Here is a 13,646-nt window from a genome sequence, read left to right on the forward strand (position 1 = left end):
TATATCTTCAATAAATTTTAGATGGGGGATTAATATGAGAAATTATATTTTGCATGATCAGTGGAAAATAATCGAACAAGGATTTCATCCAGAAGAAAATAGAATCTACGAGAGTTTTATGAGTTTAGGAAACGGCTACATGGGTATGAGGGGAAATTTCGAAGAAGATTTCTCAGGTGATTCTCTTCAAGGTAGTTATATTGCAGGCGTATATTATCCAGATAAAACTAGAGTTGGCTGGTGGAAAAATGGATATCCTGAATACTTTGCAAAGGTTTTAAACTCAGTGAATTATATAGGTATAAGAGTAAAGTTAAACGGTGAAACATTAGATATCGCTAAATTAAAAGATGTCAAAGACTTTTATAGAACTCTTAACATGAGAGATGGTGTTCTTGAAAGAAGTTTTATTGCCGTTTCTAATGATAGCAAAGAAACAAAGATTGAAGTAAAAAGATTCATAAGCTTAAAGGATAAAGAGATTGCAGCAATATCCTACTCTGTCACTCCTCTAAATTATGAAGGTAATATAGAATTCACTCCATATCTTGATGGAAATATAGTAAATGAAGATTCAAACTATGATGAAGTATTTTGGGATGAAATATCTCAAAAATCAGATGCATTCTATGGCGATGTTACAATGCAAACTAAGAAAACAAACTATTATGTAACCGCTGCAATGTCTTATGACGTTTTTGTAAATAATAGCAAAGTTACAGTAGCTCCTGAGGTTTTTGAAAGAAGCAAATACGTAGAAAATACCGTTGCGGTTAATGTTAGTAAAAATAGCACTGCAACATTATATAAATATATTGGTGTTACAAGTAACAGATACTACGAAGAAGAAATTGTTATAGCTAAAGCCTATGACGCTGTTGAAAGAGCTAAAGTTTCTGGTTTTGAAAAACTTTTAGCAGATCACAGTGAAAAATGGCATAATCACTGGAATGAAAGCGATATAGTTATAAAGGGAGATGTGGCAGCTCAACAAGGTATTAGATTTAATATCTTCCACATGACTGCAACTTATACCGGTGAGGATTCAAGATTAAATATAGGTCCAAAAGGCTTTACTGGTGAAAAGTATGGAGGAAGTACTTACTGGGATACTGAAGCTTACTGCATACCATTCTACCTAAGTACTGCTGATGAAAAGATTGCAAGACAACTACTTATATATAGATATAACCAATTAGATAAAGCTAAAGAAAATGCAGCTAAACTTGGACTTAAAGGAGCACTTTACCCAATGGTAACTATGACAGGTGAAGAATGTCATAATGAATGGGAAATAACCTTTGAAGAAATTCATAGAAATGCCGCTATCACTTACGGAATCTTCAACTATGTAAGATACACTGGTGATAAGAAATATCTTGCTGAATATGGTTTTGACGTAATTGTTGAAACAGCTAGATTCTGGGTTTCAAGATCAAATTATGTTCCTCAAAAGGACAAGTATATGATTCTTGGTGTTACCGGTCCAAATGAATATGAAAATAATGTTAATAACAACTGGTACACAAATACTATGGCAGCTTGGAACATAGGTTATGCTTTAGAAACTTATGATTTCCTAAAGGACCAGTACCCAGCTGAGCATAAAGCACTTGTTGAAAAGCTTGGAATAACTGACTGTGAACTAGCTAAAATGAAAGAAGTATCTGAAAAGATGTACTACCCAATGATTGAAGAACTAGGTGTTTTTGCACAACAAGATAACTACATGGATAAGGAACAAATCTTAGTAAAAGATTTAGATCCAGCAAATCTTCCATTAAACCAAAAGTGGTCATGGGATAGAATTCTTAGAAGCTGCTTCATAAAACAAGCTGACGTACTTCAAGGCATATTCTTCTTAAACGATAGATATGACTTAGAAACAAAGAAAAAGAACTTTGCCTTTTATGAACCAAGAACTGTACATGAATCATCTCTATCTCCATGTGTTCACTCTATTATAGCTGCTGAAATTGGAGATTATGATAAAACTTATGAAATGTATTTAAGAACTTCTAGACTTGATTTAGATAACTACAACAATGATACTGATGATGGTCTTCATATAACAAGTATGGCTGGTACTTGGATGTCTATAGTATATGGCTTCGGTGGAATGAAGGTTAAAGATGACATGCTTCACTTCTCACCATTTATTCCTGAAGTTTGGGATGAATACTCATTTAAAATAATGTTTAGGGGTAACCTATTAAACATTACTGTAAATAAAGATAATGTTATCATAAGTCACGAAAAGGGTTCAAATGTAACTATAAAAGTTTTTGATAAAGAATATGAATTAAATGGTTCAACAGTAACTATTTAAAGTATAGATGGGAGGATTATTTATGAGTAAATTACCTAATGTTGCATATTTTTGTATGGAATATGGTCTTGATGCATCAATAAAAACTTATGCCGGAGGTCTTGGTATCTTAGCTGGCGATTACATGAAAGGTGTAAAGGATCATGACTTCCCTATGGTTGGTCTAGGTATAAAGTGGAAGCAAGGTTATACTGACCAAAGAATAAACGAAGAAGGTCAGCCATATGATAGCTACACAAATCAACAATACGATTGCCTTGAAGATACAGGTATAAAGGTTAAAGTAAAGATAAGACAAAGAGATGTTACTATAAAAGTATGGAAGGTTGTTGAATTTGGCGTATGCCCTCTTTACCTTCTAGATACTGATATCCCTGAAAATGCAGATACATGGATAACAGGCCAGCTTTATGGTTGGTTTGGTGAAGAAAGAATAGCTCAAGAAATGGTACTTGGTATAGGCGGAGTTAGAGTTTTAAGAGCTTTAGGTTATGAAGCTGAAGTTTATCATTTCAATGAAGGTCATGCTCTATTCGCAGGCTTTGAGCTTCTAAGAGAAAAAATGGAAGCTGGTCTTACTTTTAACGAAGCTTTAAAAGTAACAAGAGAAGAAGTTGTATTCACAACTCACACTCCAATAGTTGAAGGAAATGAATCTCATACACTAGATATATTAATGTATATGGGTGCTAACAATGGGTTAACTGTAGAACAACTTGTAAGTCTTGGTGGAGCTCCATTCAACATGACTGTAGGTGCCCTAAAGATGTCAAGAATAGCTAATGGTGTAGCACAACTTCATATGGAAACTGCAAACAAAATGTGGGAAGGTGTAAGCGAAAGACCTGAAATCATAGGAATAACAAATGCTATTCACACTCCAACCTGGGTAGATTCAGCTATGCTTGCTGCTGCTGCTGGTGAAGGCGACCTTTGGGAAACTCATATGAAAAATAAGAGGGACCTTATAAAGTTTGTAAATGAAAGAACTGGTGTTACCTTAGATGCTGATAAACTACTTGTAGGTTTCTCAAGAAGAGCAGCACCATATAAGAGAAGTAATCTAATATTTAGTGATCCTGAAGTTATAGAACCATTATTAAAAGAAGGTAAACTTCAAATAGTATTCTCTGGAAAAGCTCATCCTCTAGATGATACTGGAAAGAAAATAGTTGCCAATATAGTTGAAATGACTAAGAAGTATCCAAACTCAGTTGTATTCTTAGAAAATTATGATATGACTATTGGAAAAGCTCTTACAAGAGGTTCTGATGTATGGCTTAACAATCCAAGAAGACCTTTAGAAGCTTCAGGAACTTCAGGTATGAAAGCTGCTATGAATGGTGTTCTTAACTTCTCTATCCTTGATGGATGGTGGCCAGAAGCTTGTGATCACGGTGTAAATGGCTGGCAATTTGGTGATGGCAAGGGAGTTAGTGACTTTGCTACACTTGAAGAGCTTGATGCTCATGATTTAAAGGCATTATATGATGTTCTTCTAACTGAAGTTATCCCTACTTACTATGAAAACAGAGAAAAATGGCTTCAAATGATGAAGGCTTCTATCGTAAGCTGCAGAGAACAATTTGCAGTAAAGAGAATGCTTGATGAATACTATAACCTTATGTATATAAAAAAATAATATAAAGACTTGCAACCCTACAACATAAATAATATAATTCCACTTAATTCTTAATACTTTTTTGAAATTAAGTGGTTATGCAGGAGATGCTATATGAGCGAGCAACTAGAATTAAATGATTTTTTCAGATAGAATGGCGTAAAAAAACTGTACTGTTCGAACGTAGTGAGTTTACAGTTTTAGCCATGAAATATGATAAAATCATATTAATTCTCTGCGTAAGCTCATTAAAGCATCGGACGAATGACCACTTAATTTCAACAATTTAAAAATTATTAATGTTGTAAAGTCATTAATTTCATTATATAATCTTAATACAAGTTTAATATATCATTAACAAAATATTAGGGAGTGCTTTTTAGCACTCCCTTTATTTTTTACATTTAATCACAAGATTTTAAAACACTAAAAGCTAGTAATTTCAACTAACCTAAATTGATTCCCAAATCATACAGTAAAAAAATAGAACTTATTAGACTATTTAGTGGATTCTCTTTCGATAAACTTAGTTTCTATAATATAATGATCCAGTTCCTGCTCTTTTTGCTGTAATCTATCAATTAACAGCTTTGTAGCATAATACCCTAACTTCTTAGCATTAATATCTACTGTTGACAATGGTGGATTTTGATATTCTGATAAAGGTATATTGTTAAACCCTACAAGCCATACATCCTTTATTTTTTCTTCCTTAAGTCTTTTTGAAACCCCGAAGGCTAACAAATCATCTGTAGTCACTATTGCACTAGGTTTTCTATACTCAAGTATAGAAGAGCAAGCCTCATATCCATGAGTCTCAGTAAAGTCGTCCATCTGAAGTATTAACTTTTCATCAATACTAATATTAGCTTCCAGTAAAGCATCTTTATAACCACTAAGTCTATCCTTAGACATGGTTCTCTCAGAAGGTCCTCCAATAAAAGCTATATCATCATGGCCTTTATCTATCAAGTTTTTTGTTACATCATACATGGCTCTTCTATTATCATTATCTACCCATAATATATCTGCTGAAACTTCTGGTCTACCTACTATTACAAACGGAAATTGTCTTTCATTTAAATATTCTACACACTTATCTTCAGATCTTGTAGTAAGTAGAAGCATACCATCTACCATTTTACTATTTATATAATTAGCTAAAAAAGCTATCTCTTCTTCTTCATTCTTGCTAAATGTATAAACTATTGAATACCCCATTTTTTGAGCATATATACTTATCCCAGTCATGACTTGGATAAAGAAAGGATTCCTAAACAAATCTTCCTCACCACTTGGCAATATAAGTCCTAAAATTTTGGTAACATTGTTTGCTAAACTTCTTGCTATCACATTAGGGTGATAATTAAGTCTCTTTACTGTTTCCATTACCTTCTCTTTAGTTTCATCACTTATTCTAGGATTTCCAGCCAAAACTCTTGAAACAGTTGATGGTGAAACGTTTGCCTCTCTTGCTACGTCCTTTATTGTTACATTCACTATAATATACCTCCTAATACAAAATTCCACTTTTTATACCTATTTATTTTTTTAATTAGCCAATCTAGTCAAATCATTTATTTCAAAGTAATCGATTAGATATACCCTATTAAGCTTTTAAAATTTCAATTCAAAGTAATAATCTTATATTTCAAATCAATTATTGATGAAATATAAGAACATACCATCAATTATACTACCAATAATGATAAAAAGCGAGAATTGTTCACGTTAAATTACAATTTTAGACTTACAATCTTAATCGTTATTTTTCCATTCCAACCGATTGCACAAATAAAACTCAATCCTATATTTTTTTCTCTATAATAAATACAAAGTTTTATAAAGTTTTTTATAGCTTTTTCTAATCTTTACACTAATATATCAATAAAGATAGAAAAATATATTATGATATTTTATAATTAGGTTAAACGTTTAAATATTATGGGGGTAATGATTTATGCACGTAAAAGGTTGTATTTTTGATTTAGATGGAGTAATAGTTGACACAGCTAAATACCACTATTTAGCTTGGAGAAGACTTGCTAATGAATTAGGCTTTGACTTCACAGAAAAAGATAACGAAAGATTAAAAGGTGTTAGTAGAATGGCTTCCTTGGAAATACTTCTTTCTATAGGTAATGTTACCTTAAGTGAAGCTGAAAAACTAGCTTTAGCTGCTAAAAAGAATGAATGGTATGTAGAATACATATCTAGAATGAATAAAGATGAAATTTTGCCTGGAGTTGAAAACTTTCTAGAAGCAATAAGATCTGAAGGTATAAAGGTTTCTTTAGGCTCTGCTTCAAAGAATTCTATGATGATACTTAACAACCTAGAACTAACAAAATACTTTGATGCAATAATAGATGGAAACAAGGTTTCTGAAGCTAAACCTGATCCTGAAGTATTTTTATTAGCTGCAAAGGAACTTGACTTAGATCCTAAAGATTGTGTTGTTTTCGAAGATGCTGAAGCTGGAATAGAAGCAGCTATAAGAGCTGGCATGCAATCTATAGGAATTGGTTCTGTGGAGACCTTAGGAAAAGCTACAAAGGTTATTCCTAATCTTAAAGATGCTGACTTAACTATACTGGAATTTTAATATATTTAAATAATAAAAAGCTAAATAAAGAGGAAACATCTAAGCTATATTATAGGATTCCTAACTTAAGTTTCAATGTAGGAAGCCTTTACTTACATTAACATTCGTTACAACCCACGAATGTTTAAGTATTAAAGCTTAAATGTTTCCTCTACTTTTATGCTATTACCTTAGATACTATTATTGCCACACCTATTAACATCCCAGCAATAACTATAGCTACTGCAGTATTTTTATTTTCTAATTCCTTATTAAAATCTGCAGGTATCAACTTGTCAAATATTACATAACCAACTGCCATAATAACTATTCCTAATAGTCCAAACAATAAACTTAACCCAAGATTTGCTAAAACCTCCACAATAATCCCTCCTTAATATATACTACTAATATTTTACCATATAATAGGATTGTATAGTAAAGATTTTTATATAATATAGCTTTTTATAAATGCAACAATCTTAACTAGGAACTAGTACTTAAATAAAATATAAAAAATCAGTTTAGTTAATCGATATTTTATCTTTTATCTTCTCAAACATCTTATCTCCTATTCTATCTACTTTCTTTATGTCTTCAATACTCTTAAATCCATTATTCTTCTCTCTGTATTCTATAATTTTCTCAGCAGTAACAGCACCTATTCCTGGAATCTTATCCAAGTCATCCTTTGAAGCAGTATTAATATTAATTATACTGTCAGACTCACTTACCGCAGCTGAAACACTAACTTCTTTGTTTATGTCTTTATTTACTATATTAGAATTTACTTGATCCTTATTATTTATAATAATACATTCATTATTAACAAGTTTTTTTGCTTGATTTACAGCTGTTATATCTGCTTTTTCACTTAACCCTCCAGCTTGCTGAATAAGATCTTTAACTATACTGCCTTCATCTAAATAATATACATCTGGCTTTTTCACTTCCCCTTTTATCTCTACTATTACTTTCTTATTGTTTGTATTACTGACTTCTTTTTTATCTGATTTATCTACACTAGTTTGTTTAGCATCGCTCTTATTGACTTCCACAAACATGTCTTCCATATCTTTCTGTGTTAAATCTCTTTTGGTTGTGTTAAAATATCCTATAGTTAAAAATATAATTAGGACCGCAAATATAATAAGTGATCCAATAATTTTTTCCTTTTTCTTCATTGAATTATCACCTCTAATCAAAAATATTAAAAATTTATGCAAGTGTTAGCAGTTTTTAAAAATAATTATAGATTTAATGTTATCAACTTTTATTCACAATACTTTTATAATTATTGACATATAATCAAAAATATATAGCAGAATTTGTATATATTTGATATACTAATGTTTGTTAAATACATATATGGGGGACACATATGAAAAAGATATTTAGTTTCTTTACTATATTTTCGTTATGCCTGCTCATGTCAGGAAACATAAATGCTAAGGCAGCTACCACACCACCAGATATAGAGTCTGAAGCTGCAGTATTGATGGATGTAAATACTGGTGAGATTATATATGGAAAAAATGATAATAAGCCTATGGCACCAGCTTCTACAACAAAGGTGATGACAGCACTCCTTACATTAGAAAAAGCAAAACTAGATGATAAGGTTACCATAAGCAAAGTACCGCCTACAGCTGAAGGAACCTCCATAGGACTAAGAGAAGGAGAAATATATACCGTTAATGATCTCTTGCATGGATTACTACTTGAATCTGCTAATGATTGTGCAGAAGCTCTTGCAGAACATGTAGGTGGATCAATGGATAACTTCATTAAGATGATGAACGACAGAGCAAAAACATTAGGTGCAACCAATACAAATTTCGTTAATCCTAGTGGCTTATACGAATCTGGTCACTTAACCACTGCTCACGATTTATCTTTGATACTTAAAGAAGCTATAAAAAACCCTACTTTTGTGAAAATATGCAGAACTCAAGTTTATAAATTTCCACCAAGCAATTTAGATGGAAATGAGAAATGGGTTTCTACAAAGGATGAACTTATTAGGAAAAACTCTCCTTTTGAATACAAGTATGCTTTAGCTGGAAAAACTGGGTATACCACTTTATCAAAGCACACCTTTACAGGTGCCGCAGAAAAAGATGGACACGTATTAATTGTGTCAATGCTATACTCTCAAAGTAAGCAAAACTATTTTCCAGATGCAATAAAGCTTTTTGATTATGGCTTTAATAATTATGAATCTATAAAGCTTTATAGTAAAGGTACTGAGGTTGCAAACTACAATGTAACTAAATCTCTTAATATACCGCTTGTAGCTACAAAAGACGTGTATTATTTGATAAATAAAAATGATTATAAGCAAAATATTTCAGAAGCAGATATAAAAAACTATCTAACTCCTAAGATACAAATAAAAGATACAAATTTAGAAAAAGCTTCTTTTAAACAAGGAGATGAGATTTTAGATTCTACTGTCACTGTAAAAGGAAAAGATCTATGTGGTTTAAAACTAGCTTCAAACATTGACAGAGAATATAAAGGTCTTTTACCCTCATCTACTGCTTATAAAAATATAAAACCTTTTGTATTAGCACTTTCTATAGCTGTTGTTTCTATATTTTTTATAACTTTAAGAAAATATATAAACTTCAAGAAAAAACAATCTATAATAAAACAAAAGTACAATGATATAGTTCAATAATTTAAACCATATTATACTTTAAGTTGTTGTTTATATTTATACATATATATAATTGAGTTATAAATTCCAAAGAATAAAAAACACCATCTTGCATAAACGCAGGATGGTATTTCTATTTCTATTTCTATTTCTATTTCTATTTATCATTATCCGTAATACTCATACTATCAATAAGCTTCTTCATATCCTCTGGTAAATCCGCCTTGAGAGATAAAGACTTTTTACTTCTTGGACTTTGAAAATCTAATCTGTAAGCATGTAATGCCTGCCTTTTTATATATTCTTCATCCTCTTCGCTACCGTATAAGGTATCACCGAAAATCGGATGTCCAATATGATTTAAATGAACTCTTATTTGATGAGTTCTACCTGTTTCAAGCTTGCATTCTACTACATCTGCTCCATTAAGCCTTTCTATTACCTTGTAATGAGTTACACTTCTTTGGCCTTGCTCATCAACAATTCTCTTTATAGACTCTGGTCCTGGTCTATGTATTGGAAGATCTAGAGTACCTTCTGTAGATTCTAGATTTCCATGAACTATAGCAATATATCTTTTCTCAATTTCAATACTATCCCTGCTATGCTCTTTTATATTTCCTTCTTTGTCTTTATCCATTGCATTTTGTTTTGATAAAGCCATATGAGCATATTGATTCTTTGCTATTATTATAAGTCCTGAAGTATTCATATCTAATCTACTCACTAATCTAACTATACAGCTTTGATTAGTTTCATTAAAATAATTTATTACTCCATTTGCCAGCGTACCAGACTGATGGCTTTTTGTTGGATGAACTACCATAAATGGATCTTTATTTATTACTATAATATCTTCATCTTCATATACTATCTTTAAATCCATTTTTTCTGGTTCTATATTCTGACTTTCATTTTTCGATACATTAACTTCTATGTTATCGTTAAATTTCAGTACATAATTCATTTTTACAACTATATTGTTGGATTTAATTCTTCCGTCAATAGCTGCTCCTCTTATAAGTCTAGTAGATAATCCTAACTTCTCTTTAAGAAAATCTCTTATTTTTCTTCCCTCATACTCTTTGGGAACTACTTCTCTTATGTAGCTCATATAGTTCTCCTATCTATTTTTTTAAAGCTATAACCTCTATCTCTATAACTGCATCTTTAGGCAATCTACTAATCTCCACACAGCTTCTTGCTGGAGGATTTTCTTTGAAAAATTCTCCGTAAACTTCATTAACCGAATTAAAATCATCCATGTTTTTTAAGAAAATTGTTACTTTTATTATATTATCTAAAGAGCTACCTGCTTTCTCTAGTATGGCCTTAACATTTAGCATTGACCTTCTAGTAGCTGCTTTAATTTCGGTGATGAGTTCTCCTGTAGCTGGATCAAGCGGTATTTGTCCTGAGGTAAAAACAAGATTTTTAATACTTATACCTTGACTATATGGTCCTATTGCTTTTGGTGCATTATCTGTAGAAATTATATTTTTCACTTCTTATCCTCCTCTAGTTCTTATAATCTTTACCTAATATAATGATTATATCAAAATTTTCATCATTTTTTCCTATAGTTGAAAATTTGTTTATATTTATATCGCTAGAAACTATATCTTTTAGTTTCTGATCCTTTAATTGAACTTCACTTTTACTAGACTCTTTTGTATTACCTATTTCTATATTCTTATATCCTTTTGTTTCTAAATCCTTCATGCATTTTGAGGCAAGCCCCTGAACCTTTGTTGCATTTAGCACCTTTATTTTTAATGAAGATTTAAGAACTCCCCCATTAGGCTCATTGACCTTTTGGCCTGATATTAAGGCAATTATATCACTATTGGCTTCCTTATCATAAATAAGATAGGATATGCTATCTATTGTTCTTGGCACACCTTTTAAAGTATACATTTTTACATTTTCCTTTTTCAGGCTCATTCCCTCTTTTCCTAAGGCTAGCAAAGTTTTTGGAGGTATGTCAGTTTCTATATACTGAGGCAGTACATCAAGTATCTTTCCTAACTTTGGTATAATAGCAACCGAAGTACATTTTTCAACTACTTTTTCAATAAATTTATGTTGATTGTCTATTCTGTCTAAATCTCCGTTCACTAGTCCAGTTCCATCATTATTTTTTCTCCACCTAAAAAATTCTTCTGCTTTCTTTCCATCTAGAAGCACTGTTTCACCCTTTTTAAAATTTATGTGAAGATTTTGAGCTGCATCATCATAATACATATTTCTATCTATAGTCATCTCTACTCCACCAATAGCATCTACAAAGCTCCTAAAGCCTTCATAATTCAATTTCACTAGATAATCTATCGGAATATCCATGATGCCTTCTACCGCCTGTTTTATAGCGCTGTCACCACCTATAGAGAAAGCTGCATTTATCTTTTGACTAGAATTCTTTATCTTTATCATCATATCTCTTGGAATTGACACTATATATGCTTTTTTTTCTTTTGGAACTAAGTGAACTAACATTATTGTATCAGTTCTTTTTATACTATCATTATCCTTTTGTTTAGGATCTCCAACATCCATACCAAGAAATAAAACATTTGTAGGTAAAGAGACATCTTTTTCAACAGCTTTGCCATCGTAATTTTTGTTGAATTTCCCTAAGTACTTATAGAAAAAAGCACCTGTTCCCAATGAAATAATTATTAGCAATATTAAAAGTGCTAAAAGACTTGTTTTTAATTTACTATTGATCGATTTTTCTGATTTCATCTTTCTCACCCTCTAAGCTGACAAAATATTTTAAAAAGCCACTTGATTGCATATTTTTAATTCTTGCCAAAACTGCTTGACCTATATCTCAACAATTTAATCTTTATAAAACTAATTATTTTACATCTTTTTCCATTGTAAATTAATCACAATGTATTTGCAACATTAAATTTCACACATATACACCAATAATCTTCAAAAATCAAAAGCATAGATTAGTTTTTACACTAATCTATGCTTTTGATTTTTTATTTTTATTAATAAATCATTACGTGCGTCAATACTTAATGGATGCACAATCTGCCCAAGTTTTATTACGTAAGTTATAGTATTATCAAAGCCTTTTAAAGTACCTTCATCAAGGTTATCAAAAGTCAACTGTCTCAATTCTTCAACACCACTATAGCTCCTATTAGGCTCAATATAATCAGCAATATATATTATCTCTTCTAATAAAGTCATAGATTTCTTTCCTGTGGTATGATGTTTCACTGCACTTAATATCTCTTCATCTGTAATCCCCATAACTTCTTTTGCAATAATCGAACCAACAATTCCATGAAGTATCTGAGGGGAATTAACTGTAATTTCATCTATATCTAAATGCCTAGACTTTAAAAACTCAAATTGTTCAGCTATTTTCATATTCTTAGCGCAATCATGAACTAAAGCAGCTATTCTTGCTCTTTCTTTAGATTCGCCATTCTTTTCTGCTAAGAGTTCAGCAGTATATACAACACCCATTGTGTGTTTATATCTGCTTTCCGTAAGATTTTGTTTTAAATATTCATCAATTTCTTCGTATGACCACATATAAATCCCCCCAATTATAATTTATGGTTTTCCATTAAGGCAACTTGAGTTTCGACACAGGAACCCTTTATAGGATTCCATTACGAAAACTTAAGTTATGCATGTTCGAAAATCGTGGCTACTGAGGATTTGCGCGGCATGCATAACTTAGTAGTTGAAGTTGGAATCATATAATGTACTATCTGAGTTAAAGATGCTTTAAATCTTTTAGTGATTATAAAAAGTAAAAAAATAATCCTAAATAAACAACTAAAAAGTTAAAAATTTAGGATAATATTTTATCTATAAATACAATCTATTCTCTCTAATGATTTTACTAACTTCATCAGGTATAAAAAAATCAACCATATAACCGTCTCTGATTCTTTGCCTGATCCAGGTAGATGAAATATCTAATTGCAAGAGATCTAAAAATATAATTTCTTTGTTATATTTTTGCTCCACCAATCTTTTTTCATCATAGAGTTCTTCTTTAGTATATCCAGGTCTATTAAACACTACAAAATTGCAGTTATCCATTATTAAATCGACACTTTTCCATTTTTCAAGATCTATCAAACAGTCAGCACCAGTTATAAAATATAACTCTGCCTCTTTAAGAGTATCTTTAAAATGCATCAGTGTTTCATACGTATAACTTAGACCTTGCTTGTTTACTTCATAGTCACTTGTCACAAAACCATCATAGCATCTTATAGCTGAATCAACCATTTCATATCTTAAATGACTATCAGTTACATTTTTCTCATCTTTATGTGGTGGACTTCCGCTCGGCATAAAAATAACTTCATCTAAATCCAATAATCGCTTAGCTTCATAAGCTATATATATATGTCCATTATGAATAGGATCAAAGGTTCCCCCGAGTATTCCTATTTTCTTTGACATAATA

At 31.2% G+C, this 13,646-nt stretch carries 12 protein-coding genes; 4 read left to right on the forward strand and 8 right to left on the reverse strand.

The features are described from left to right. Window positions 1-34: 34 nt before the first annotated feature. Entirely contained in the window at window positions 35-2,329 is a 2,295-nt protein-coding gene (locus tag JHL18_RS11920) for a family 65 glycosyl hydrolase domain-containing protein (RefSeq protein WP_200269425.1), read from the forward strand. A 22-nt stretch (window positions 2,330-2,351) separates the two neighbouring features. Further along, entirely contained in the window at window positions 2,352-3,971 is a 1,620-nt protein-coding gene (gene glgP, locus JHL18_RS11925; RefSeq protein ID WP_200269427.1) for an alpha-glucan family phosphorylase, read from the forward strand. Between the two features lie 477 nt (window positions 3,972-4,448). Here the strand turns inward: glgP and JHL18_RS11930 are convergent, their stop codons facing one another. Continuing rightward, window positions 4,449-5,450, reverse strand: a complete 1,002-nt coding sequence (locus JHL18_RS11930; protein ID WP_200269429.1) for a substrate-binding domain-containing protein — start codon at window positions 5,448-5,450, stop codon at window positions 4,449-4,451. A 460-nt stretch (window positions 5,451-5,910) separates the two neighbouring features. Here JHL18_RS11930 and pgmB point away from each other — a divergent pair, with 460 nt between their 5' ends. Further along, a complete protein-coding gene (pgmB, locus tag JHL18_RS11935; protein ID WP_200269431.1) occupies window positions 5,911-6,555 on the forward strand; it encodes a beta-phosphoglucomutase in 645 nt (214 codons plus the stop codon). A 157-nt stretch (window positions 6,556-6,712) separates the two neighbouring features. Here pgmB and JHL18_RS11940 read toward each other — a convergent pair whose 3' ends face one another. After that, window positions 6,713-6,916, reverse strand: coding sequence for a DUF350 domain-containing protein (locus JHL18_RS11940; protein ID WP_420839223.1), 204 nt, complete (start codon window positions 6,914-6,916; stop codon window positions 6,713-6,715). A 142-nt stretch (window positions 6,917-7,058) separates the two neighbouring features. Further along, window positions 7,059-7,718 carry a ComEA family DNA-binding protein gene (locus JHL18_RS11945; RefSeq protein WP_200269433.1) on the reverse strand — a complete coding sequence of 220 codons (660 nt, stop codon included), beginning with the start codon at window positions 7,716-7,718 and terminating at the stop codon, window positions 7,059-7,061. Window positions 7,719-7,915: 197 nt separating this feature from the next. On the opposite strand from JHL18_RS11945, the gene JHL18_RS11950 reads away from it, so the two are divergent. After that, a complete protein-coding gene (locus tag JHL18_RS11950; protein ID WP_200269436.1) occupies window positions 7,916-9,217 on the forward strand; it encodes a serine hydrolase in 1,302 nt (433 codons plus the stop codon). Window positions 9,218-9,353: 136 nt separating this feature from the next. Here JHL18_RS11950 and JHL18_RS11955 read toward each other — a convergent pair whose 3' ends face one another. From JHL18_RS11955 to nadD, 5 genes are all read right to left on the reverse strand, one after another. After that, the gene (locus JHL18_RS11955) at window positions 9,354-10,310 is read right to left on the reverse strand and encodes an RluA family pseudouridine synthase (protein ID WP_200269438.1); all 957 of its coding nucleotides are present in this window, start codon (window positions 10,308-10,310) and stop codon (window positions 9,354-9,356) included. Window positions 10,311-10,323: 13 nt separating this feature from the next. Then, window positions 10,324-10,701 (reverse strand): Rid family detoxifying hydrolase, encoded by a 378-nt coding sequence (locus JHL18_RS11960; protein ID WP_200269440.1) that lies wholly within the window; start codon window positions 10,699-10,701, stop codon window positions 10,324-10,326. A 13-nt stretch (window positions 10,702-10,714) separates the two neighbouring features. Further along, the gene (locus tag JHL18_RS11965; protein WP_200269442.1) at window positions 10,715-11,941 is read right to left on the reverse strand and encodes an LCP family protein; all 1,227 of its coding nucleotides are present in this window, start codon (window positions 11,939-11,941) and stop codon (window positions 10,715-10,717) included. 222 nt (window positions 11,942-12,163) lie between these two features. Continuing rightward, on the reverse strand, window positions 12,164-12,754 hold the full coding sequence (gene yqeK, locus JHL18_RS11970; RefSeq protein WP_200269444.1) for a bis(5'-nucleosyl)-tetraphosphatase (symmetrical) YqeK: 591 nt from the start codon (window positions 12,752-12,754) through the stop codon (window positions 12,164-12,166). A 282-nt stretch (window positions 12,755-13,036) separates the two neighbouring features. Then, complete coding sequence (nadD, locus tag JHL18_RS11975; protein ID WP_200269446.1) at window positions 13,037-13,642, reverse strand: nicotinate-nucleotide adenylyltransferase; 606 nt, start codon at window positions 13,640-13,642, stop codon at window positions 13,037-13,039. Between the last annotated feature and the right edge of the window lie 4 nt (window positions 13,643-13,646).

The organism is Clostridium yunnanense (assembly GCF_016595795.1).
In the GTDB taxonomy this organism is placed as follows: domain Bacteria; phylum Bacillota; class Clostridia; order Clostridiales; family Clostridiaceae; genus Clostridium_AR; species Clostridium_AR yunnanense.